The sequence below is a fragment of the Thioclava sp. L04-15 genome (assembly GCF_002020275.1).
Taxonomy (GTDB): domain Bacteria; phylum Pseudomonadota; class Alphaproteobacteria; order Rhodobacterales; family Rhodobacteraceae; genus Thioclava; species Thioclava marina.
On the sequence record NZ_MPZW01000002.1, the window covers coordinates 126,822 to 150,161 of the forward strand.

Genomic DNA, 23,340 nt, shown 5'->3' on the forward strand with positions numbered 1-23,340 from the left:
CGATGCCGCGGCGTCACGTCGAATCACCATTCGGTAATTTCAATTGAGGCAAATGGGATGAAACGTGCCCGTATGCGATGCGGCAGGTCTCTGCCCGCCCCAAGGCAAATTGCGCCCTCACGAGCGGTGAACGGACCTGATCTGCTTCGGGCCGATGGTCACAAAAACGCCGACAGACCCCGCCAACCCGCCAGCGCGCCTGAAAACGCCATCACCCCGATTGCCAGCATCCTGTATTGCCCATGGTTGAGGCGCGCGAAGGCACGCGTGCCCGCCCACGTCCCGAGCGCGAGTGCCGGAATCGACACCACCGTCAGCCAGAGGGTCCTCGCGTCGATCGCTCCGGCCAATGCCAAGCCCGGTGTCGCCATCAGCGCGGCAAAGAAAAAGAACAGCAAAAGCGACGCGCGGGTCTGCACGGAACTGGTGCCCGCCCCGAGGTAATAGGCGACCGCGGGCGGTCCCGACATCGCGGCAAGCCCTGAGAACGCGCCCGAAGCGATCCCCGCCGCGATGGCCAGCCCGCCATGGGGATGCGCATGGGTCGGGCGATAGCGCACCAGAACCACGAGCCCTGCGAGCACCACCACTGCGATGATCACCCGCGCCGCATCCGGGCTGAGCGCGGTGAGCGCAAAGATGCCCAGCGGCGTGCCCAGCAACGCCCCCGCCGTCAGACGCATCAGCGAGGGCATATGCGCGTCACCCCTGAGCGCGAAAATATCGCGCAGCCCCACCGCGACCTGCAACAAAACCGCGAGGGCGACCGCCTCGATCGGGGGCAGCAAAAGCGACACGATCGGAACCGCCGCGAGCGCGAACCCGAACCCCGCCACCCCGCGCAGGAAGGCCGAAACGAAAACAGCGCCGATCACGAGCGCCGTGGTCGCGCTCAGCATTGCCGCGCCTCGGATTTGGCTTGCGCGATCCGTGCCGCACAGCCCGCGGAGCAAAAGGCGATCAGACCCTCGACCGAGGCCTGTGGGCCCGTCGTCGCGGCCAGTGCCGCGACGCGCCATTCCGACGTCAGAAAGGCCAGCAGGGCCGCGACCGAATAGACGAAGCCTTCCGCGACAACCGAACAGCGCACGCCCGGATAGAGCGCGCAGATCTCCTCGATGAAGCGTTGTGCGGTCGGATCGAAGAGATCGGCCGAAATATCGGCCCAGGCCGGATCGGCCGAGACCATCGCCACGAGCCGCGCATAGGCCAGCCATTGCGGATCGCTGCCCGCAGCCTTCGCCAGATAAGGCCGGAAGAAACAGTCAAGGATCACATCGAGACTGAGCGCCCCCTGCCCCTTCGCACCCGCAAGCGCTTCGAGACGAAGCTGGGTCAGTTCCTCGGCGCGCCGTTCGACGACCTCGCGAAACAACGCCTCTTTCGAGCCCCCGTGATGGTTCACCAGACCCAGCGGAACTTCGGCCAGGGCAGCGATGTCTCGCACCTTCGCCCCCTCGAATCCATCCCGCGCGAACACGGTTTCCGCCGCATCGAGAATTCGTGAGCGACTCGCGAGCGAACGCTTCGACGGGGCCCTAAGTCTCTGTTTATCGGTCGTCTTCTTCGTCATCGCATCGGGGCTTGCTTATTTTGAACAATGGTTCAATTTAAGAATGTCTGGGAGGAGACGCAACATGACAAATACGAGGGGCACGTTCGCCCTGATCGGCGCGGGCCCGATGGGTCTGGCCGCGGCCAAGGTGCTGGGCGAACAGGGTGTGGAGTATCAGGGGTTCGAGCTGCACAGCGATGTGGGCGGGCTTTGGGATATCGAGGGCGCGCGCTCGACAATGTATGAAAGCGCGCATCTGATTTCGTCCAAGCGGATGACGGAATTTGCCGATTTCCCGATGCGCGAGGACGTGGCCGAATACCCGAGCCACCGCGAGATGGCTCAATATTTCCGCGATTTCGCCGATCACTTCGACATCCGCCGCCATTACCGCTTCGGCGCGGAGGTGACGAAGGTTGAACCGCTCGGCGATGATGGCGAGGGCTGGCGGGTCAACTGGCGCGATGCCGAGGGCGAGCATTCGGAGATCTATGCGGGCGTGCTGATCGCCAATGGCACGCTCTCCGAGCCGAACATGCCGGAGTTTCCCGGTCAGTTCGACGGCGAGTTGATCCATTCCTCGGCCTATCGCGATCCGTCGCAATTCAACGGCAAGCGCGTGCTCGTCGTGGGTGCAGGCAATTCGGGCTGCGACATCGCGGTGGACGCGATCCATCACGGGCAAAGCTGCGATCTGTCGATGCGGCGCGGTTATTATTTCGTGCCGAAATATGTCTTCGGCAAACCCGCCGACACGCTGGGCGGCGCGATCAAGCTGCCGATGTGGCTCAAGCGCAGGATCGACGGCGCGCTGCTGAAATGGTTCGTGGGCGATCCGCAGAAATACGGGTTTCCCAAGCCCGATTACAAACTCTACGAGAGCCATCCGATCGTGAACTCGCTCGTGCTGTTTCACGCAGGCCATGGCGATCTGAAAGTGCGCCCGGATATCGAGCGGCTCGACGGGAAGACGGTTCATTTCAAGGACGGCTCGCAGGCCGAGTATGACATGATCCTCGCGGCCACCGGCTACAAGCTGCACTACCCGTTCATCGAACCTGCGCTGCTGAACTGGCAAGGCGATGCGCCGCATCTCTATCTCAACGCGATGCACCCCAAGCGCGACGACCTCTTCGTGCTTGGCATGCTGGAGGCGAGCGGGCTTGGCTGGCAGGGCCGCCACGAGCAGGCCGAGATGGTGGCGCGCTACATTCGCGGGTTGCGTGACGGCGTCGAGGCCGCAAAACGCCTGAAGGCACAGAAATCCGCAGGGTTCGAGCGCGCAACCGGCGGCATGGGCTATCTCAAGCTCGCGCGGATGGCCTATTACGTGGACAAGGCGACCTATCGCAAGGCGGTCACCGGCTGGATCAAGGCGCTCGGCGGGAAGGCCGCGGCATGACCGGGCTCGACGCGGTCCGGCTGAATTTCAGCCCCGGCGCCCTGCATCTGCTCAATGCGATCCTCGGAATCGTCATGTTCTCGGTCGCGATCGACCTCAGCCCCCGCGATTTCCGCCCGCTGGTACGCAAACCTTGGGCGCTGATCGTGGGGTTTGCCTCGCAATTCCTGGTGCTGCCCGCGCTGACCTTCGGGCTGGTGCTTGCGCTCAAGCCCAGCCCCTCGATCGCGCTCGGGCTGATCCTCGTCGCGGCCTGCCCGGGCGGGAATGTCTCGAACTTCTTCACCCACCGGGCGGGTGGGAACACGGCGCTGTCTGTCTCGCTGACAGCCTTCGCCACGGTGGCCGCGATCGTGCTGACGCCGTTCAACATCGCGTTCTGGGGGAGCCTTTACGCGCCGACCCGCGCGCTGCTGCATGCAACCCATATCGACCCGATGAGCGTCGCGTTCACCGTGGGCGTGATGCTTCTGCTGCCGCTCATCGCCGGGATTGCGCTGAACCATTACCGCTACGATCTGACGACGCGCATTCGCGACCCGTTGAAATGGGTATCGATGGCGATCTTCGTGGGGTTCGTGGCGCTCTCACTCAGCGCCAACTGGTCCTATTTCGTGCAATTCGTCGGGCTGATCGCGGGGATGGTGGTGATGCACAACGCTCTGGCCTTCGCGGGCGGTTACGGCACGGCGACGCTCGCGCGGCTCTCGCCTTATGACCGGCGCGCGATCACGATCGAGACTGGCATTCAGAATTCCGGCCTCGGGCTGGTGCTGATCTTCGCCTTCTTCGGGGGGCTGGGTGGCATGGCGATCGTCGCCGCCTTCTGGGGGATCTGGCACATCATCGCCGGGTTCACGATCTCGACTGTCATGAGCCGAAAGGAGGCCGCGCGATGACCCGGATCCTGATCACCGGTGCCAGCGGCATGATCGGCCGCGTGCTGACAACCGAGCTGGCCGAGAGCGGTCACGAGGTCATCGCGACCGATCTTGCGGCGCCGAACGAGCTCCCGGAGGGCGTGGATTTCATCGAGATGGATGTCACGACGGACGCGCCTGCCCGCGTAATCTCGCAGGTACGCCCCGAGGTGATCGTGCATCTCGCCTCCATCGTGACCCCCGGCCCCGGCATAGGGCGCGAGCTGGCCTACAAGGTCGATGTCGAGGGCACGCGCAAACTGCTCAATGCGGCTCTGGAAAACGGCGTGCGGCGGCTCGTCGTGACCTCGTCGGGCGCGGCCTATGGCTATCATGCCGACAATCCCGTACCGCTGCGCGAAAGCGATCCGGTGCGCGGCAACCCCGAGTTCGCCTATGCCGATCACAAGCGGCAGGTCGAGGAGATGCTGGCCGAGGCGCGCACCACCCACCCCGCTCTCGAGCAGGTCGTCCTGCGGGTCGGTACGGTTCTGGGCAAGGGCACGGAGAACCAGATCACGGCGCTCTTTCGCAAACCGCACCTGCTCGCGATCCGGGGCAGCGAGAGCCCCTTCGTCTTCATCTGGACCCGCGATCTCGCGCGTATCCTGATGCGCGCTGCGACCGACGGCCCACCCGGCATCTTCAATGTCGCGGGCGATGGCGCGCTGGGGGTGGCGGATCTCGCGCGGCGTCTGGGTAAACCTGTGCGCCGCTTGCCCGCGCTTGCCATCAAGGCGGCGCTGGCCATCGCTCATCCCCTCGGCCTCAGCCGCTACGGGCCGGAACAAGTGCGCTTCCTGCAATACCGCCCCGTGCTCGCCAATGACGCACTCAAGGAGGTCTTCGGCTACACGCCCGAACTGACCAGCGCCGAAGTTTTCGATCTATGGGCCCGCGAGGCAGGGCTATGAGCGCGCGGGTCGCGGTAATCTCGGGCGGCGCCGGGGGGCTTGGGCAGGCCCTTTCGGCGGCGCTGCGATCGGAGGGCTGGCAAGTTGTGCTGCTCGACCGGGACATTTCGGGGCTGTCGGCCAAGTCAGGAGAAGAAGCCATTGGCTGCGACCTGACCGATCCGGCGCAACTTGCCAGCGCCTGCAATGACATCCTTGCGCGACACACCCGGATTGACCTCGTGATCTATAATGCGGGTGTCACCCAGATCGGGCCGTTCGCGGATCTGACCGACGCCGCGCATCGCAAGGTGTTCGAAATCAACTACTTCGCCGCAACGGCAATGGCGCGTCATTTCCTCGAGCCGCTACGGCAAAGCCACGGCACCCATCTCGCGATTTCCTCGGTCGCGGGCTTTTCACCGCTTCATCACCGCACCGCCTATGCGGCCTCGAAACATGCGCTCGAAGGTTTTTTCAAATCGCTGCGCTCCGAAGAGGCGCCGTATGGCGTCCGCGTCCAGATCGCAGCCCCGTCTTTCGTCGCGACGAATATCGGTCGCGAGGGATACGAGCCCGGTGGCATCGCCCGACCGGGATCGGCCCCCGACGGGGTGGATTACATGACGCCCGAGGCGGCCGCGCGCGAAATCCTGAAGGGGCTGAAGGCGGGACGCCCGATGATCCCCGTCGGGCGCGTCGCACGGCTGTCCTGGTGGATCAACGGTCTCTCGCCACGGCTTTTCCAGCGGCTGATGGAGCGCTCGATCGCGAAGACCGGGACCGGTTGAGCGGCGCGGCGCGTGTGCTTGCTTTGAGGATGACTGGTGCCCGAGGTCGGACTCGAACCGACACGCCTTGCGGCGGCGGATTTTGAATCCGCTGCGTCTACCATTCCGCCACTCGGGCCCAGTTCCCGTCCTCTAGCGCGCTGTTTCGGCGCTGGCAAGCACCCTCAGAGGTTGCGCACCGAAAACGTGTCGCATTGCTTGAGATCGCCGCTCTGATAGCCGCGCTCGAACCAGCGTTGGCGCTGGGCGGAGCTGCCATGGGTGAAGCTGTCGGGCATGGGCACGCGGCCGGCATTGCGCTGGAGCGTATCATCCCCGATCCGCGCCGCCGCGTTCATGGCCTCGCCGATATCGCCCGGTTCGATCGAGCCGAATTGCTCCTGCGCCTGTCGCGCCCAGATCCCCGAGAAGCAATCAGCCTGCAACTCGATGCGCACCGAAAGCGCGTTCGACTGGGCCTCCGAGCTTTGCGCGCGGATCTGGTTGACCTTGCCCAGAATGCCCAGTTCGTCCTGAACATGGTGGGCGACCTCGTGGGCAACGACATAAGCGGCAGCGAAATCGCCCTTCGCGCCAAGCTGCTGGCTGAGCGTGTCGAAGAAGGCCGTGTCGAGATAGACCTTCTTGTCGCCCGGACAGTAGAACGGCCCCGTCGCGCCGCTCGCGTTGCCGCAAGAGGATCGCGTGATGCCGCTGTAAAGCACCAGCGTCACCGGGTGGTATTGCCGCCCGAGCTCGTCGCGGAAAATCCCGTCCCAGACATCCTCTGTATCAGCCAGCGTCACGGAGACGAAATCTCCCATCGCCTTCTCGCGTTCGCTCAGCTCGCCCGATTGCGTCACGACAGGTCCCGACGTCGTCGTGCCCTCTAGAAGCGGCGTAAGATCGACCCCGAGGAAATAGGCGATCACGACGATTGCCACGACACCCAGCCCTCCGCCGCCGAGCCGGATCGCTCCGCCACCCGCAGAGCGCTGCCCGCGCCGGTCCTCGATATTGCGGCTGCCCCGCCGTCCACGCCATTGCATCGCACCGACCTCCTGTCCCGATTTCGTGAAGATTAGCGAAAGCGTGACAAAAGCAAAGACCATCAACGCCCTCTTCGCCTTGACCTCGGCGCACATGAGAGGCACGAAGCAAGCCAGAAGCACAGATGAGGCACCGATGATCCGCGGTATCTATGACTGGACGATGGCCCGCGCGAGCCATCCCAAGGCGATGTGGTTTCTCGCCGCCGTCGCCTTCATCGAGGCCTCGGTCTTCCCGATCCCTCCCGATGTGCTGATGATCCCGATGATCCTCGCGCGGCCCTGGGCGGCCTGGCGCATCGCGCTGGTGGCGACTCTCGGCTCGGTCGCGGGCGGCTGCCTGGGCTATCTGATCGGCTATGGGTTCATGGATGCGATCGGCCAGCCGGTGCTCGAATTCTACGGCAAGGCGGGTGCCTTCGACGACCTCGCCGCGCGGTTCAACGAAATGGGCGGCTGGGCGGTGCTGATCGCTGGTGTGACCCCCTTCCCCTACAAGGTGATCACGATCTTCTCGGGCGCGACCCATCTCAATCCGGCACTCTTTCTCGGAGTGTCCGTCATCGCACGGGCCCTGCGCTTTTTCGTCGTGGCCGCGCTCTTGTGGAAGTTCGGCGCGCCGATCAAGGTCTTCATCGAGCGTTGGCTCGGCCTGCTCTTCACCCTCTTTGTCGTTCTGCTGATCGGCGGCTTCTACCTGTTGAAATATCTCTGAGGATCCTGATGCAAACCCGGCTCGATTTTCGCATGCTCACCGGCCTCGCCGCCGCTGGCTCCGCCTTTATCCTTGCCGGGGCGCTGATGTTCCAGGCAATCGGCTATGCGCCCTGTCACCTTTGCCTGCTGCAACGCTGGCCGCATCTGGCCGCCGCTCTGATCGGCCTTGCGATCCTGGCTTTCCGACTGCCCGGCTGGACCGCGCTTCTCGGGATGGTCGCGGCGCTGACCACGTCGGGGATCGGCTTTTATCATTCCGGAGTGGAGCGCAAGATTTTCGCAGGCCCCGTCGACTGCACCTCGGGTGCGGTGAACACGACGATCTCGGCCGCAGACCTGATGAAACAGATCAACGGCGCGCCCCTCGTGCGCTGCGACGAGATCCCGTGGGACATCTTCGGCATCACCATGGCCAATCTCAACGCCGTGGGCTCGCTGGTCCTTGCGGGGATCTGGCTCTGGGCTTTCCTCAAGTCGCGCCGCAGCGCGGCTTGATACGCTAGAGGCAGGGGCGCTGCCCCCTCTGGCCTGCGGACATTCACCCCAGGGATATTTTCGCCAAGTCGAAGAGGAATTCGCCCCTTTATGCTTCGGGTCGAATACCCCGGGCGGGAGCGCGACAGCGCGAGGGGGCAACGCCCCCCGCCCCGCCCTCGATCAGAGCGCCGTCCAGCCGCCATCGACCGAGATGGTCGTGCCGGTGATCTGCGCGGCCGCGTCAGAGCAGAGGAATACCGCAGTGCCGCCGATCTGCTCGGTGGTCGCGAACTCCTTCGAAGGCTGGCGCGCGAGGATGACCTTCTCGATCACTTCTTCCTCGGTCATGTTGTATTCCTTCGCCGTGTCGGGGATCTGCGCCTCGACGAGCGGGGTCTTCACATAGCCCGGGCAGATCGCGTTGGCGGTGATGTTTTCCTTCGCGGTCTCGAGTGCTGTGACCTTGGTCAGGCCCACCACGCCATGCTTGGCCGAGACATAGGCCGATTTATAGGGCGAGGCGGTCAGCCCGTGCGCCGAGGCGATATTGACGACGCGGCCCCAGCCCGCCTTGCGCATCATCGGCAGCGCTACGGCGGTCGTGTGGAAGGCCGAGGTCAGCATGATCGCGATGATCGCGTCCCATTTCTCGACCGGGAAGTCCTCGATCGGCGAGACATGCTGGATGCCCGCATTGTTGACGAGGATGTCGCATTTGCCTGCCTGCTCGATCAGCGCGCGCGCCTCGGCGCCTTTCGACAGGTCCGCCTTGATATAACGCGCGGTGACACCGAACTCCTTGCCGAGATCTGCGGCGAGCTGGTGATCTTCCTCGCGGTCGGTGAAGGAGTTGAGCACCACATCCGCGCCCGCACGGGCCAGTTCGCGTGCGACGCCGAGGCCGATTCCCGAATTCGAGCCGGTAATGACGGCGGTTTTTCCCTTGAGCGACATGTCCTCTCCTTCCTGGTGACTGGATACTGAGTCTCGATCTGGCGCGATCATGGCGCGCGGCCAGCATAAAGACCATGCTGCACGTGCAAATGCGCGTGAGCCCGCGCCGAGGCGGATTGAAACTGCGATGGAGAAAAGAAAAAAGACGCCCGCACAAGGCGGGCGTCAAGTCATGAGGCAGGTTTCATACAGGCAAGAAACCTATCGAGCAGTGCCCCCTTTATAAGCAATCGCGCGCCGCTCTCCAAGGGAAAAGTTTGCGCAGTTTCAAACCTCTCGCTAGCTTGGCGTCACAAAATACGGGCAGACGGGGAATTGTTAACATGCAGGGATCGGTGTTTTTCCACGCCATCACGGCGCTGGCACTGGGGCTCGCCCCTGTATTTACAGGCCCTGCCCGGGCCGAGCCGCAACCCGCGATCGCAATGTATGGCGAACCGGCCCTGCCCTCGGGATTCACCCACCTTCCCTATGCCGATCCCGACGCACCGAAAGGGGGCGAGATCCGATTCGGTGTCTCGGGGATGTTCGATTCTCTCAATCCCTGGATCCTGAATGGCCGCCCGGCGCAGGGAATCAGTTCCTATGTCACCGAATCGCTGATGGGCCGGTCGATGGACGAGCCCTTCACGCTCTACGGTCTGCTCGCGGAATCGGTCGAGACGGATGATGCGCGCACCTGGGTCGAGTTCACCTTGCGCCCGGATGCGAAATTCTCCGATGGCAATCCCGTCACCGTCGAGGATGTGATCTGGAGTTACGAGACGCTCGGCACACAAGGCCACCCGCGCTACCAGAACGCCTGGTCGAAGGTGGACAAGATCGAGCAGACCGGACCGCGCAAGCTGCGCATCACCTTCAAGGAGGCGGATCGAGAGCTCGCGCTGATCATGGGGATGCGTCCGGTGCTCGAAAAAGCGCAGTGGGAAGGCCGCGATTTCTCCTCGACCACCGATATCGTTCCGATCGGCTCGGGTCCCTACACGGTGGGGCGCGTCGATCCGGGCAAGTTCATCGAACTCAAGCGCAATCCCGATTACTGGGGTAACGATCTGGGCTTCAACAAGGGCCGGAACAATTTCGACGTGATCCGCTATGACTATTTCGGCGATGGCGGGGTCATCTTCGAGGCCTTCAAGGGTGGCGAGACCGACAGCTATACCGAGTCGAACGCAGCCGACTGGGGCCGGAACTACAATTTCCCGGCCGTCATCTCGGGAGAGGTCGTCAAATCCGAGATCGCGAACGGACGGCCCTCGGGCATCAAGGGGCTGGTGATGAACACCCGCAACCCGCTCTTCGCGGATTGGCGGGTGCGTCAGGCGATGATCGACGCGTTCAATTTCGAGTTCATCAACACGACGATCAATGGCGGCGCAGAGCCGCGCATCGCCTCCTATTTCTCGAATTCGGAACTCGGGATGAAACCCGGCCCGGCCGAGGGCAAGGTGAAGGCGCTTCTCGAGCCCTTCGCCGATCAGCTCCCGCCCGGCACGATCGAGGGCTACGCGCTGCCGCAATCCGATGGCGGCGTGCGCAATCGCAAGAACATGCGCGCGGCGACGAAATTGCTCGAAGAGGCAGGCTGGCAAGTCGATGGCGACGGCATTCTGAAGAAGAACGGCCGGCCCTTCAGTTTCGAGATCGTGCTGCAACAGGGCGCGGCCGAGACCCAGAGCGTCGTCGATATCTATGTCGAGGCGCTCAAGAAGCTCGGGATCTTCCCGAAAGTCACGGTGATCGACGATGCGCAATATTCGCAGCGCACCAACGCCTATGATTTCGACATGGCCTGGTATTGGCGCGCGCTCTCGCTGAGCCCCGGCAACGAACAGATGCTTTACTGGGGGGCGAAAGGCGTGACCGAGCCCGGATCGCGAAACTGGATGGGGATGAACTCTCCCGCCGCAGAGGCGATGATCCGGGCGATGCTGAATGCGCGCAGTCACGAGGATTTCGTGGCCGCGACCCGCGCGCTCGACCGCATCCTTACGGCGGGGCGCTACGTGATCCCGATCTGGTATGCACCGGTTGACCGCATCGCGCATATCAAGCAACTTCATTTCCCGGAGAAGACCCCGCTCTACGGGGCTTGGCCCGGGTTTCAACCCGATGTTTGGTGGTATGACGAGGCAGGACAATGAAGAAACTGATCCTTTTCGCCGCGCTGGCCGCGGCATTGGCTGGGTGCAACACGGTCGCGGGCGTGGGCGACGACGTCTCTTCGGGCGCGCGCACGGTCCAGAGCTGGTTCTGATGACCGTCCGCTGAGCCGGACGCGATGGAACCAAGCAACCGATAATTTCCTTTTGCCTTGCAAACCTGCCCGCGCGATCCTTTCTCAGGAAAGGAGGGCGCGTCAGCCGCGCTCTGCGCTCAGGATGGAGAACACACATGAAATGGCATCATATCGAGGAAAACTGGGCGGCCTTCTACGAGGCGATCGTCGACAAATGGCCCGAGGCCGACGAGGCCGAACTGGACGAGATCGACGGTGACCAGCGCGCCTTCGTGAAATATATCGCAGAGCTCACCGAGCAGGAACTGGCCGACGCACGCGAGGAGATCCTCGACTGGATGCGCGGCGAGCTGCCTTCCGACGTGGTGATGGATCCGGGTCATGACGGGCATTCGATCTCGCTTTCCGCGAAATACGTGGGCGAAGGCGAGGACGAATATGACGACGACGCACGCTTCGGAGATGACGAGAAGGAGTGAGCGGCGTCCCGGCGGAGAGGTCGAGGGGGCGCTGCCCCCGCATGCGTTCCGCATGCCCCCCGGGATATTTTCACCAATTCGAAGGGGCATGGCGCTTGCTCGCACGCGGCGCCCGGCCTAGCTAAGCGCTATGGACTCGCTTTATCGCACCGCCCCGATCCCCGCCCCGCCAGCCGCCTTCAACATGGCAGCCCATGTGTTGTCCGCTGGCATGTCCACGCCCGACAAGCTCGCGATGCAGATCGTGAAGCCTTCGGGGGCCGAGCGCTGGTCCTATGCGCGGCTGAACGCTGCCGTGCGCGGCGCCGGAACGGTATTCCTGCGCGCAGGGCTTGTGCCCGGTGACCGGGTCCTCCTGCGGCTGGGGAACGGGCCTGAATTCCCGGTGGCCTTTCTCGGCGCGATCGCGGCGGGTCTGGTTCCCGTGCCCTCCTCGTCGCAGCTGACCGGGCCCGAGATCACCAAGCTTGCGCGTGACCTCGCACCCTCGGCCGTCGTTGCGGGCGCCGGTATCGCGCTGCCCGATCATCCGGCGCAGGTGATCGGTGCCGATGCATTGCGGCGCGCCGAGGAGATCGAGCCCTGCGCTTTTGATCTCGGCGATCCGAACCGTCTTGCCTACATGATCTTCACGTCGGGCACGGGCGGCTCGGCGCGCGCCGTGATGCATGCCCATCGCGCGATCTGGGCGCGGCAGATGATGTATCGCGGCTGGTACGGGATGGGGTCCGAAGACCGGCTGATGCATGCGGGCGCGTTCAACTGGACCTATACGCTCGGCACCGGGTTGATGGACCCCTGGACCCTGGGCGCAAGCGCGCTGATCCCCGCCGAGGGTGTCGAGGCGCGGGCGCTCCCGCTGTTGCTCAAGCGCTTCGATGCGACGATCTTCGCGGCCGCACCAGGGGTGTACCGTCAGATCCTCAAACATCACGAGCAGCTGTCCTTGCCGAAGCTGCGCCATGGGCTGAGCGCGGGCGAAGCCCTGCCCGAGCCCACGCGCGCAGCCTGGAATGCGGCGACCGGGACCAAGATCTACGAGGCGCTCGGAATGTCGGAATGCTCGACCTTCATCTCGGGCAGCCCCGATCATCCCGCGCCCCCCGGCACCACGGGCTATCCGCAGGAGGGGCGCACCGTTGCGGTGCTGGGCGAGAATGGCCAGCCCGTGCCGCGTGGCGAGCCGGGCCAGCTCGCGATCCATGAGAGCGATCCGGGGCTCTATCTCGGCTACTGGAACGCCCCCGAGGAAACAGCCGCCCGGCGCGTGGGTGAATGGTTCGTCACCGGGGACACGGTGTCGATGGCGGAAGATGGCGCGATCACCTATCTCGGGCGCGGCTATGACATGATGAATGCGGGCGGGTTCCGGGTCTCGCCGATCGAGGTCGAGGAAGCGATGCATGACTGCCCCGGCGCGGGTGACGTCGCCGCCGTCGAGGTCGCGGTGAAGGCCGATGCGACGGTGATCGCGCTGGCCTATACCGGCGAGGCCACGCCCGAGGCGCTGGAGGCCCATGCGCAACAGGTGCTGGCGCGGTACAAACAGCCTCGGATGTTCCGCCATGTGGACGCCCTGCCCCGCAACCGCAACGGCAAGATCCTGCGTTCGGAGATCCGCGCGCGGCTGCAAGAGGAGATGACCACGTGATCCCGCTTGATATCTTCGCCGATCCGGTCTGCCCCTGGTGTTTCATCGGCAAGGCGCGGCTGGATCGCGCGCTGGAGCAGCGTCCCGGCCATTCCATCGTGCGCAGCTGGCAACCTTTCGAGCTGAACCCGACAATGCCCGCCGAGGGCGTGTCGCGCGCAGCCTATCTGCAGGCGAAATTCGGGCAGGACGGGGCCGCGAAAATGCATGTGCAACTCCTCGAGATCGCCGAAGCGGAAGGCTACGATTTTCACCCCGAGCGCGTCACCCATCAGCCCAACACCCGCGACGCGCATCGCCTGCTCTACTGGGCCGGGATCGAGGAAGCGCAGGAGGCGGTGATGGAAGGGCTGCTGAGCGCCCATTGGCGCGAGGGGCGCAATATCGGCGATCATGCGACGCTTGGCGCGATTGCCGAAGCCGCCGGGATGGACCGCCGAATGATCCAGCGCCTGCTAGCCTCGGATGCCGATCGCGACACGATCATCGCCAAGGAGGACTATGCTCGCGAGCGCGGCATCACCGCAGTCCCAAGCGTTATCGTCGCGAATGCCCATCTGGTGAGCGGAGCGCAGCCGACCGAGCTTTGGCTCAAAGTGATCGACGAGCTGTCCGGCGCCCCGCCCGAGGCCACGCGACACTGATGACCTCCGCGTGAGCGCACACGGGTCTGCGCGCCCTGCCCTCTGGCCTTTGGCACGGATTTGCCTATTGTCGCGCCCGTACCAATCCGTCTTGCGGAAAGATCCCCCGTCATGGCCCAGATGACCGACGCGCCGCGAGCGCGCACGCCCCTTTCGCTGCCTGAACTCACGGTGATGCTGGCTTCGCTCACCGCGACGGTGGCCTTTTCGATCGACGCGATGCTGCCCGCGCTGCCGCAGATCGCGGCCGAGTTGAGCCCCGACGCGATCAACCGCGCGCAGCTGGTGCTAACAGCTTTCGTGCTGGGCATGGGCGTGGGCACGTTGTTCGCCGGACCGATCTCGGATGCGATCGGGCGCAAGAAGACGATCACGGGGGGAATCGCGATCTACCTCGTCGGCGCCTTCGTCGCGGCCCATGCCCAAAGTCTCGAGGCACTGCTGGCTGCCCGCCTTTTGCAAGGGATCGGCGCGGCCGGTCCGCGCATTACAGTGATGGCGCTGGTGCGCGACCTGTTTGCGGGACGCGAGATGGCGCGCGTGACCTCCTTCATCATGATGATCTTCATTCTCGTGCCGGCGGTGGCCCCGTCGATCGGCGCCATCGTGATCGGCTTCGCCGGATGGCGCGGCGTGTTCTGGGCCTTCATGGTCTTCGGTCTGGTCGGGGTGAGCTGGCTCAATATCCGTCAGCCCGAAACGCTTCCGCCCGAGTATCGCCGCCCTCTGAGCGTGAGCAAGCTTAGCGCCGCCGCGCGCGAGGTGCTCGCGCATTCCGACGTGCGCCTCTACATCATCACGATGACGCTGGGCTTCGGGCAGATGTTCGCGCTGCTTTCGTCCGCCCAACAGCTTTATGCCGCCCATGGCGTGACCGACACCTTCCCGGTCTGGTTCGCCATCGGCGCGCTGCTGGCCGGCACGGGTTCGATCTTCAACGCGCGCTTCGTGATGCATCTCGGGATGCGCAAGATCGTCAAGGGCAGCTACATCATGCAGATCATCGTCTCGGGCGTGATGCTGGTGCTGGTGCTGACCGGGATGACCGAAGGGGTGACGGGCTTTCCGCTGATCTTCCTCTACACGGTCAGCGTGTTCTGGATGGCGGGCGTGACCTTCGGCAATCTCAACGCACTGGCGCTCGAACATATGGGCCATATCGCGGGCATGGCGGCCTCGATTGTCACCGCTATCGCCACGGTCGGCGCGGTGCTGATCGCCGCGCCCGTGGGGCTGGCCTTCAACGGCACGGCGCTGCCGATCGTGGTCGCGACCTTCCTGTGCTCGGCGCTGGCCTGGTGGCTGATGCGGAACACGAGCAGCGACAGCTGAGCCCTCTGCCCCAGCGTCACAACTGCCGCGGGCTTGGGAGTTTGCCCGATCGTTGTTATCTTGGATCGAGGGAGACCGGAGATCCAAGCATGACACGCCACCAATTGAGCCACAGTTTTCACGAGCATTTCGCCGACGGGATCGTCCATGTGCTGGGCGTCGTGTTCGCCGTGGCGGGCGTGAGTGCGCTGATCGTCTGGGCCTCTCTCGCGGCGCCTGCGGGGCGGATCTGGCCGCTTGCGATCTATTCGGTGGGCCTGATCGCGTCGTTTTCGCTCTCGGCCGCCTATAACCTCACGCTGCATGCACCCACCCGTGCGGTGCTGCGCCGCTTCGATCACGCCGCAATCTACCTGCTGATCGCGGGCACCTATACGCCGATGGCGCTGATCGGGCTCGGCGGGGTTGCCGGCTGGGTGCTGACCGCGACGGTTTGGGGGCTCGCGACGGTCGGGATCGTGATGAAGCTCGGCTTCTTTCACCGCTCGGAGCGCGCCGGGTTCTGGCTCTATCTCGCGATGGGCTGGCTTGGGATGATCGCGGTCTGGCCGCTGGTCTCGGCCCTGCCGCTGCCCGCGTTGATCCTTCTGGTCGCGGGCGGGCTGACCTACACGGTGGGCGTGATCTTCTACCATGTCGAGCGCATCCCCTTTTCGCGCGCAATCTGGCATACCCATGTGCTCGCCGCCGCCGCGACCCATTATGCGGCGGTGATCCTTATCTCGCATAACTGAGCGAACGCGGCCGTTTCTCCGTCCAGTTCCCTAGTGACGGGAACGCGGTCGGCGGAGACGCCTCAAGCGACGTTGCTGCGCGGGCTGAAAACCGGCAAAGGCGTTTCGTTTTCCTGAAGATATTCGCGACGGACACTGGGCCCCTCAACGCCACACGGCTTCCCGGAGCCGGGAGCCCGCGCCCCGATCACCTGCGCCCGTCCCGACAATCCTTAGCGCGTGGCCACGAAGGTCACGCCCCGTCTAGCCAGATCAGAGCGGCTCGATATCACCCATCGCACGGGTCTCGTGGAACTCTGTCACGAAACGCGCAAGTTCGCCCTCGGTGATCGCCGCACGCAGGCCCGCCATCAGTTCCTGATAGTAGTGCAGGTTGTGCCAGGTCAGTAGCATGCCCGAGATCATCTCGCCGGCGCGGAAAACATGGTGCAGATAGGCGCGCGAGTAATTCGAGCAGGCAGGACACGTGCAGGCCTCGTCGAGCGGACGCGGATCATCGGCATGGCGCGCGTTCTTGATATTGACCTGCCCGCGACGGGTCCAGGCCTGCCCGGTCCGCCCCGAGCGCGAGGGCAGCACGCAATCCATCATGTCGATACCGCGCTCGACCGCGCCGACGATATCATCGGGCTTGCCCACGCCCATCAGGTAGCGCGGCTTGTCGGCAGGCAACATCTCGGGAGCGTAATCGAGGACGCCGAACATCGCCTCCTGCCCCTCGCCCACCGCGAGACCGCCAACCGCATAACCGTCAAAGCCGATTTCCTTGAGTTTCTCGGCGCTTTCCTCGCGAAGCTCACGCGTCACGCCGCCCTGCTGGATTCCGAACAGCGCGTGACCCGGACGATCGCCGAAGGCATCGCGGCTCCGCTGCGCCCATCGCATCGAAAGCCGCATCGATTTTGCGACCTCTTCTTCCGTCGCGGGCAGTGCGGGACATTCGTCGAAACACATCACGATATCCGAACCCAGAAGTTTCTGGATCTCCATCGAGCGTTCCGGGCTGAGCATGTGCTTGGAGCCATCGACATGGCTCGTGAAGGTCACGCCCTCTTCGGTCAGCTTGCGCAAGGAAGACAGGCTCATCACCTGGAACCCGCCCGAATCCGTCAGGATAGGTTTGTCCCAGTTCATGAATTTGTGCAGCCCGCCCAGACGCGCGATCCGCTCGGCGCCCGGACGCAGCATCAGATGATAGGTATTGCCCAGCAGGATATCGGCGCCGGTCGCGGCCACGCTCTCGGGCATCATCGCCTTCACGGTCGCGGCGGTTCCCACGGGCATGAAGGCAGGCGTCTGGATCTCGCCGCGCGGGGTCGAGATCGTACCCGTGCGGGCTCGGCCATCGGTAGCCTTGAGAGTGAAGCTGAATTTCGTCATCCGGGCGCTCCTGAGCGGTCAGGGCGCGGGTTTAGACCGAAGTGGTGCGAAAGAAAAGCACCGGCAAGGATTGCGCCATTCCGCAGCGCGAAGTCGATTGACACGCCCGCGGGCCGTTCCGAGAATGCGGCCATGGCAATTTGACCCGCGCATCGGCCCTCCCGCTGATTTCCAAACCGGATTTTCGCCCCTCCGACGCGCCTTCACGAGCATATGATGGCAGAGACCTCCCCTCCCGAACAGCCGACGCAGGCGCATGCGATCTGTGTCCAGCAAGGGTTTGATCCCGCAGATGCGCTCAGCACGCAGTTCCTGCTCTGCGAAAACCCCGCCGAGACGCTTCCCGGTCTTGAGGCGATCGAGCTGGACCGTTTCACGCTCCAGCTCGGGCGCGAGATGCCGCGGGTCGAGATGCGCGACGAGAAAGGGCGCCTGTTCGGCGTGTTCATGGGGATCGGCGTCGATCCCGACGGCGCCTTGATCACGGATGGCAGCTTCAGCCGCTTCAACCTCGATGCGAAAGATTTCGTCACCGATCTCGAGGCCTATATCGCCTATAGCGCGGGCCGCTATGCGGTCGTCATCGACTGCCCCCGCGCCCACGAGATGCTGTTCGATCCGGTCGCCCATCTGAGCACCGTCTACGACCCGGAGACGCGGCGCGCGGCCTCCTCGGTGATGCTCGCACTGACCCGGCCGATCATCGAGAACCCGCTTTTCGACACCACGGCGATCGGCAACGGGCGCGCGCGGGGCGATACGGAGATCGCCTATCTGCTCGGGCATAGCCGCGACGCGCAGGTGAAGTTCTGCATGCCCAACCACCGGCTGAACCTCGACAGTTTCACACCCGAGCGGATCTGGCCCTTGCCCGACAGTTTTCCGCCCTGCGCAGCCGACGAGCACGAAAAGCTCGTGGCCGAAATGGTCGAGCGGCTTCGCGCGATCCTGCATGCGCTCGTGGACAACCACCCTTCGATCATGCCGATCTCGGGCGGGACGGATTCGCGCAAGCTCGTCGCCTGCGTCACCGACAAGCTCGACCAGATCGGTGAACTCTTCGCCTTCCAGCACACCCGCTATGCCGATCTCGACGCAACGACGGGCGAATATGTCGTCACCGAACTGCTTGGCCAGCCCTTCCGGCGCTATACCGAACTCGATGCCGCCGATCACGCTGCCAAGCGCCCCTTCGAGAAACGTCAGGCCAAGCGGCTATTCTGGCTGCGCACCTCTTCGGTCGCGCCGCCCCCGAACGAACACAGCCGTGGACTGACGTCACTGACCCCTCCGGGGCATCTGCACCTTCGCGGCAATGTGATGGATGTGATGCGCGGGGTCTGGTGGGGCAGCTTTGCCAATCGCGCCGAAATGGTGAGCCTCAATCTCGAACAGGAGATCGGCTCGCTCTTTCTCACGGGATCGCCCTCGAAGGAGGTGATCGCGAAATGGGCCGAGGAGTATATTCGCTGGAAACTGACGCTGCCGGAAAACGCGCAGGCGCTGGTCTATGATTTCATCTTCCTCGAGTTGTTCCTGCATGTCTCGAGCGCGAAATATTACGGCTATGAGCGCAATTTCTACATCTGCCCCTTCTCGGACCGAAAGCTGATCGAGACCTCGCTGCGCTTCCCTGTCGAGGTTCGTTTCGCCGGAACGCTCAACGAGATGTTCCTCGAAGCGGCCGATCCCCGACTTGCGAACCAGCCCTATCGCGGCGGGGTGCGCGATCTGATCAAGGCGGGGAAGTGGACGCCGAAAACGGCAATCCGCGAGGACGCCGCCGAATGAGAAACGCGCCCCGGAGCCCGCAAGGCCGCCGAGGCGCGTAAATTCATTCAAGTCCAGGTGAACAACTCTCAGAACGGCAGGAGCGATTTCTTCGGTTTGAACTCGACCCCGCAGCTTTCGAAGAACGCACGCACTTCCGGGGTGAGCATCCCCTTCCCGTTCGAATATTGCGGCAGGTCGAAGCCACCACCGGCATTGATTTCCACCACGACAGGACCATCCTCGGTGATCGCGATATCGGTCGACTGGTAGCGGATCGGGGCGAAGCTGCGCGCCGCACGTTCGTTGATTTCGAGAACTTCCGACCAGAACGGCAGGTTCATCCCCATGAGCCCGGCCTGATCGGGGTGATCGTCGAGGAACTCGACCTCGATCCCGCGCCGCGCAACCGTCCGAATCCGCCCCGTCGCAACCTCGATCCCGCAGGCGAGGTTGCCCGGGCGCCAGAACGCATCCGCGATATTGTCGCCCTGCGGCAGCTTGATCGCCGCCATCGGCACGCGCAGCCCGTCATCGGTGATCAGGTTCACCATGCGGATCGTCGCAAGCGCGGAGGCAAACGGCCTCAGCGCGCTGTGGTTTTCGAGGACCGGCTGAAGGATATAGGCGTTCTGCGCCAAGGTTTGCGCCGCGAAATCCCCGTAGCTCATCGGTTCGTGACCGGAGCAATAGACCATCTCGGCATCGGCTTTCTCGATGCGGAACGCGCCGAAGCTGACCATCCCGTCATTGATCTTGCCGAAGAATTGCTGGCCCGGGCGCGCCAAAAGGAAGGCGCGAAGTTCGTCTGCCCCGGTGATCCGTTCGGCACCGCCGGGATAAATCCGCTGCGAGCTGTCGAGCACGGCAACGATCTCGGGCACCGGCACCCCGGCAGCACTCAGCAGCGTGGTCGCGACGGATTTATCTTCCGCCGCGCTATACCAGCCGCGATTGTTCACCTTGTTGGCGATCGGCCAGTGCAGGTCGTTGGAGAGGAATTCCGCGCGTGCCTGCGCCTCGAAGCGCGCCTGATCGTAAAGGCCGAAGCGGACATATTCGACGAGATTGATCCGGGTTTCCGATTTCGCCATCTGACGATAATCGCGCAGAACCTGAAGCACGGACCGGCCGGATTTCTTCGCCGCATAGACGAGAAGATCCTGGAAGGAACTGTCGCGCGCGGCCGTGTAGTTGCTTTCATCGAGGGTGGCGAGGGACATATCGGCTCCGATAGAAACAATCATGGGGGCATTGGGTTGATTTGATCCTAATGCGAAACACGGCAGAAATTGGGCGCCTCGATGTCATTTTACCGTTTCGGCTTCACAATGCGGGCGCACGAAATTGGGTTCTGAAGGCCTCGATAGACCGGAATCGGCTTTTTCGATTACGCTGGGTCAAAGGAGACCCGCCATGTTCCGAGTTGCCCTCACCCTGATATTCGCCCTGCTTGCCCCGCTGACGGTGCAGGCGCAAAGCCAGCGCATCAGCCATTGCATCGCGATCGCGCAATCCGCCCCCGGGATCGACTACCTGCACAAGGCCAGTTGGACCGACCCTGTGCCCGCGCAATCGGTACGGCTCCATTACATCGACCACTCGATGTTTCTCTTGCAAACCCAGGGCGGAATCACGGTCATCACCGATTACAATGGCTGGGTCGGCGGTTCGCGCTTCGCGCCCGATTACGTCACGATGAATCGCGCCCATTCGAGCCATATGAGCGAGGACGTCCCCGATGGCACGGTAGCGCTGAAAGGCTGGTCGGACCAGTTCGGCATCGCCGCCGAGCACTATCTCGACCTGGGCGAATTGCTGATCCGCAACGTGCCCACCGCGATCCGCAGCTTTGGTGGCGTCGAGGAGAACGGCAATTCGATCTTTATCTTCGAGGTGGCGGGGTTGTGCATCGGCCATCTGGGCCACCTCCATCACGAACCGAACGCGGCGCAATATGCGGCACTTGGGCGGCTCGACGTAGTGATGGCGGCGGTGGATGGGTCGATGACGGTCGATCAGCCCACGATGATCCGCATTCTCGAACGGCTGCGTTCCCGCATCGTGATCCCGATGCACTGGTTTGGCGAACCGACCTTGCAGAGCTTCCTTGACGGGATGCAGAGCGAATTCGTGATCGAGCGACCTTTGTCGAGTGATCTCGTGGTGTCCCTCAAGACACTCCCGCGAGAGCCGACCGTAATCGTGCTGGAGCCCGAGAGGCTGCGGTGATCCGCTCGAGCGTTGCGTGGGGCCAGATCGGAGGCCCCCATCGCCCTCTCAACTCTCCGCTTTCTTCTCCCAGCGGCCGCCCTCTTCGGACCAGTAGATCGCCTTCGCCCCCGCTCCGGTCAGCGCCTTCCACTGGCCGCGCGCATGTTGCACCGCCTCTGGGTCGTTGCCGTCGAAGAGGATCCAGAGCCGCTTATGCGCGTCCGTTTCCTCAGCGGCGATCTCGGCGCCATCGACGGCCATTATCGCTTCGCGCCCGTCACCCGCGGGCCTGGTGCCCAGCAGGATCGGTTGCAGCGCATCATGCGGGCCACCCGCGAGACCGTGCGGCAGGAAGCTCTCATCGCCCATCAGCCACAGTTTCTGGTCCAGCCAGTCGAGCCGATCGGGATTTCTCCCGCGCAATTCCACCTTCCAACCCTGCTCGAGCGCGCGCGAGGAGAGGTTGAGCACCACCTCCTCGACGCTCGAGTGGGTCAGATGGTAGAAATTGACCTGCCCCATCCCGGTCTCCGCCTCAGGCTTCGAACTTGTCGCGGATCAGCCGGTCGAGCGTGCGCACGCCCCAACCCGTCGGACCTTTCGGCGCAAGCGTGGTCTCGGAGGGCGGCAGGGCGACGCCCGCGATGTCGATATGGCACCACGGCACCTCGGGCTTCACGAAACGCTTGAGGAAAGCGGCCGCCGTGATCGAGCCGCCCCAACGCCCGCCCACGTTCTTCACATCCGCAAGGCGCGACTTGATCAGCTTGTCATAGGCGGGTTGGAGCGGCATGTGCCAGGCCCCTTCGCCCTCTGCCTTCGCCGCATCAAGAATATCCGCTACGAGTTTGTCATCATTGGCAAAAAGACCCGCATTCTCATGACCGAGCGCGACGATGATCGCGCCGGTCAGCGTGGCGAGGTTCACCATCGCCTTGGGCTTGAAGCGGTCCTGCGCATACCAGAGCACATCGGCCAGCACGAGGCGGCCTTCGGCATCGGTATTGATCACCTCGATCGTATCGCCCTTCATCGAGGTCACGATATCGCCGGGACGCTGAGCCTTGCCGTCGGGCATGTTCTCGACGAGCCCCACCAGCCCCACGACATTGGCCTTGGCCTTGCGCAGCGCCAGCGTGCGCATCACGCCCGAGACGACCCCGGCGCCGCCCATATCCATCGTCATCTCTTCCATGCCCGCGCCGGGCTTGAGCGAGATCCCACCGGTATCGAAGACCACGCCCTTGCCGACCAGCGCGAACGGGGCCTCCCCCTTGGCGCCGCCATTCCATTGCATGACAACGAGTTTCGACGGCATCTCGGAGCCCTGCCCCACGCCGAGCAACGCGCCCATCCCGAGCTTTTTCATGTCCTCTTCTTCGAGGATCTCGACGTCGAGGCCCAGTTCGTGCATCGCGGCGAGGCGGGCTGCGAAATCGTCGGTGGTGAGGATGTTCGTCGGCTCATTGATCAGATCGCGGGTGAAGAACACGCCCTCGGCCAGCGCCGCATGGGGGGCGGCCGCAGCGGCGACCTCCTCGGGCTTGGAGACCATGATCGTCACCGGGCCGAAACCCTTCTTGTCTTCGCCCGTGTGATAATCGAAGCGATAGGCGCGCAACGCGAGCCCGAGCGAGAGATCCGCCGCGCGGGGATGGCCCTGCGCCACGACGAGCGCGCCCTCCGCGCCCAGTTTCGCCCCGATCGCGGCACCGGCCTTGCGGGCTTCATCGGCGGAGGACTTGCGGTCGAGACGCACCACCTGCACCGCCTGCGCCTCGATCCCCGCGGGCCAGCTCAGCTCCATCGCCTCGCCCTGCCCCAGACCTTTGAACGCCTCAGAGCCGACCGCGCGGCTCAAAGCGCTCTTCATCGCACGGTCGAGCTTGCGTCCCGCAGCCCCGAGCTTGCCATCCCCACCCACGATCAGCGCGATCCGGCCGGTTTGCGAGGCGAAAACCTCGGGATCGGTTTCCTTGAAGGCGATGGCGACAGGCTGTGTCATGGAGTTCTCCCTTGGCAGGCCGACCCGGTGCAGTCTGCACAGCGAACGGGCCCGCGATTGGCATCAATTTGCGCGCGAGCCTAACGGGGCGCCCGGAAAATGAAAAGCGCTCCGAACGTGGTCTTCCCTCACCCGATCCGACAGGCTAGAGAGAG

23 protein-coding genes and 1 tRNA gene are annotated in these 23,340 nt (G+C 64.0%); 15 read left to right on the forward strand and 9 right to left on the reverse strand.

All coding sequences use genetic code 11. The annotated features are described in order from the left end of the window. Nucleotides 1-158 precede the first annotated feature (158 nt). Nucleotides 159-899: a sulfite exporter TauE/SafE family protein gene (locus BMI90_RS06760; protein ID WP_078527519.1), complete on the reverse strand. Its 741-nt coding sequence runs from the start codon at nt 897-899 to the stop codon at nt 159-161. Continuing rightward, nucleotides 893-1,573: a TetR/AcrR family transcriptional regulator gene (locus BMI90_RS06765; protein WP_078527521.1), complete on the reverse strand. Its 681-nt coding sequence runs from the start codon at nt 1,571-1,573 to the stop codon at nt 893-895. Before BMI90_RS06765 ends, BMI90_RS06760 begins: the two co-directional genes overlap by 7 nt. Nucleotides 1,574-1,637: 64 nt before the next feature. Here BMI90_RS06765 and BMI90_RS06770 point away from each other — a divergent pair, with 64 nt between their 5' ends. From BMI90_RS06770 to BMI90_RS06785, 4 genes are read left to right on the forward strand one after another with little or no spacing between them, the layout of a single operon-like run. Next, complete coding sequence (locus BMI90_RS06770; RefSeq protein WP_078527523.1) at nt 1,638-2,957, forward strand: NAD(P)-binding domain-containing protein; 1,320 nt, start codon at nt 1,638-1,640, stop codon at nt 2,955-2,957. After that, nucleotides 2,954-3,856 (forward strand): bile acid:sodium symporter family protein, encoded by a 903-nt coding sequence (locus tag BMI90_RS06775; RefSeq protein ID WP_078527525.1) that lies wholly within the window; start codon nt 2,954-2,956, stop codon nt 3,854-3,856. The genes BMI90_RS06770 and BMI90_RS06775 overlap by 4 nt, the downstream gene beginning before the upstream one ends. After that, a complete protein-coding gene (locus BMI90_RS06780; protein WP_078527527.1) occupies nt 3,853-4,791 on the forward strand; it encodes an SDR family oxidoreductase in 939 nt (312 codons plus the stop codon). Before BMI90_RS06775 ends, BMI90_RS06780 begins: the two co-directional genes overlap by 4 nt. Beyond that, the gene (locus BMI90_RS06785; RefSeq protein ID WP_078527529.1) at nt 4,788-5,561 is read left to right on the forward strand and encodes an SDR family NAD(P)-dependent oxidoreductase; all 774 of its coding nucleotides are present in this window, start codon (nt 4,788-4,790) and stop codon (nt 5,559-5,561) included. The genes BMI90_RS06780 and BMI90_RS06785 overlap by 4 nt, the downstream gene beginning before the upstream one ends. A gap of 34 nt (nt 5,562-5,595) precedes the next feature. Here BMI90_RS06785 and BMI90_RS06790 read toward each other — a convergent pair. Beyond that, nucleotides 5,596-5,679, reverse strand: a tRNA-Leu gene (locus tag BMI90_RS06790). Between the two features lie 46 nt (nt 5,680-5,725). Continuing rightward, complete coding sequence (locus BMI90_RS06795) at nt 5,726-6,589, reverse strand: neutral zinc metallopeptidase (RefSeq protein WP_078528103.1); 864 nt, start codon at nt 6,587-6,589, stop codon at nt 5,726-5,728. Between the two features lie 136 nt (nt 6,590-6,725). Between BMI90_RS06795 and BMI90_RS06800 the strand changes: the two genes are divergently transcribed. Continuing rightward, entirely contained in the window at nt 6,726-7,304 is a 579-nt protein-coding gene (locus BMI90_RS06800; protein ID WP_078527531.1) for a YqaA family protein, read from the forward strand. 8 nt (nt 7,305-7,312) lie between these two features. Continuing rightward, nucleotides 7,313-7,801 (forward strand): disulfide bond formation protein B, encoded by a 489-nt coding sequence (locus BMI90_RS06805; RefSeq protein ID WP_078527533.1) that lies wholly within the window; start codon nt 7,313-7,315, stop codon nt 7,799-7,801. Nucleotides 7,802-7,963: 162 nt separating this feature from the next. Here BMI90_RS06805 and BMI90_RS06810 read toward each other — a convergent pair whose 3' ends face one another. Next, nucleotides 7,964-8,737, reverse strand: a complete 774-nt coding sequence (locus tag BMI90_RS06810; RefSeq protein ID WP_078527535.1) for a 3-hydroxybutyrate dehydrogenase — start codon at nt 8,735-8,737, stop codon at nt 7,964-7,966. Between the two features lie 323 nt (nt 8,738-9,060). Here BMI90_RS06810 and BMI90_RS06815 point away from each other — a divergent pair, with 323 nt between their 5' ends. From BMI90_RS06815 to BMI90_RS06840, 7 genes are all read left to right on the forward strand, one after another. Then, entirely contained in the window at nt 9,061-10,881 is a 1,821-nt protein-coding gene (locus BMI90_RS06815) for an extracellular solute-binding protein (protein WP_078527537.1), read from the forward strand. Beyond that, complete coding sequence (locus BMI90_RS18495) at nt 10,878-10,994, forward strand: lipoprotein (RefSeq protein ID WP_093469850.1); 117 nt, start codon at nt 10,878-10,880, stop codon at nt 10,992-10,994. Before BMI90_RS06815 ends, BMI90_RS18495 begins: the two co-directional genes overlap by 4 nt. Before the next feature lie 137 nt (nt 10,995-11,131). Beyond that, nucleotides 11,132-11,455 (forward strand): hypothetical protein, encoded by a 324-nt coding sequence (locus BMI90_RS06820; RefSeq protein WP_078527539.1) that lies wholly within the window; start codon nt 11,132-11,134, stop codon nt 11,453-11,455. 130 nt (nt 11,456-11,585) lie between these two features. Continuing rightward, the gene (locus BMI90_RS06825; RefSeq protein WP_078527541.1) at nt 11,586-13,106 is read left to right on the forward strand and encodes a class I adenylate-forming enzyme family protein; all 1,521 of its coding nucleotides are present in this window, start codon (nt 11,586-11,588) and stop codon (nt 13,104-13,106) included. Beyond that, a complete protein-coding gene (locus BMI90_RS06830; RefSeq protein WP_078527543.1) occupies nt 13,103-13,750 on the forward strand; it encodes a DsbA family oxidoreductase in 648 nt (215 codons plus the stop codon). The genes BMI90_RS06825 and BMI90_RS06830 overlap by 4 nt, the downstream gene beginning before the upstream one ends. Before the next feature lie 111 nt (nt 13,751-13,861). After that, entirely contained in the window at nt 13,862-15,082 is a 1,221-nt protein-coding gene (locus tag BMI90_RS06835; protein WP_342745828.1) for a multidrug effflux MFS transporter, read from the forward strand. An 89-nt stretch (nt 15,083-15,171) separates the two neighbouring features. Beyond that, nucleotides 15,172-15,816: a hemolysin III family protein gene (locus tag BMI90_RS06840; RefSeq protein WP_078527545.1), complete on the forward strand. Its 645-nt coding sequence runs from the start codon at nt 15,172-15,174 to the stop codon at nt 15,814-15,816. A gap of 252 nt (nt 15,817-16,068) precedes the next feature. On the opposite strand, the gene tgt is transcribed toward BMI90_RS06840, so the two are convergent. Further along, nucleotides 16,069-17,196, reverse strand: coding sequence for a tRNA guanosine(34) transglycosylase Tgt (tgt, locus tag BMI90_RS06845; protein ID WP_078527547.1), 1,128 nt, complete (start codon nt 17,194-17,196; stop codon nt 16,069-16,071). 216 nt (nt 17,197-17,412) lie between these two features. Here tgt and BMI90_RS06850 point away from each other — a divergent pair, with 216 nt between their 5' ends. Continuing rightward, the gene (locus BMI90_RS06850; RefSeq protein WP_078527548.1) at nt 17,413-18,987 is read left to right on the forward strand and encodes a hypothetical protein; all 1,575 of its coding nucleotides are present in this window, start codon (nt 17,413-17,415) and stop codon (nt 18,985-18,987) included. 68 nt (nt 18,988-19,055) lie between these two features. Here BMI90_RS06850 and BMI90_RS06855 read toward each other — a convergent pair whose 3' ends face one another. Further along, on the reverse strand, nt 19,056-20,189 hold the full coding sequence (locus BMI90_RS06855; protein WP_168172734.1) for a sugar-transfer associated ATP-grasp domain-containing protein: 1,134 nt from the start codon (nt 20,187-20,189) through the stop codon (nt 19,056-19,058). Between the two features lie 193 nt (nt 20,190-20,382). Between BMI90_RS06855 and BMI90_RS06860 the strand changes: the two genes are divergently transcribed. Further along, nucleotides 20,383-21,198, forward strand: coding sequence for an MBL fold metallo-hydrolase (locus BMI90_RS06860; protein ID WP_078527552.1), 816 nt, complete (start codon nt 20,383-20,385; stop codon nt 21,196-21,198). 48 nt (nt 21,199-21,246) lie between these two features. Here the strand turns inward: BMI90_RS06860 and BMI90_RS06865 are convergent, their stop codons facing one another. Next, nucleotides 21,247-21,702, reverse strand: coding sequence for a DNA polymerase III subunit chi (locus BMI90_RS06865; RefSeq protein ID WP_078527553.1), 456 nt, complete (start codon nt 21,700-21,702; stop codon nt 21,247-21,249). A 13-nt stretch (nt 21,703-21,715) separates the two neighbouring features. Continuing rightward, entirely contained in the window at nt 21,716-23,185 is a 1,470-nt protein-coding gene (locus BMI90_RS06870; RefSeq protein ID WP_078527555.1) for a leucyl aminopeptidase, read from the reverse strand. Nucleotides 23,186-23,340: the final 155 nt, after the last annotated feature.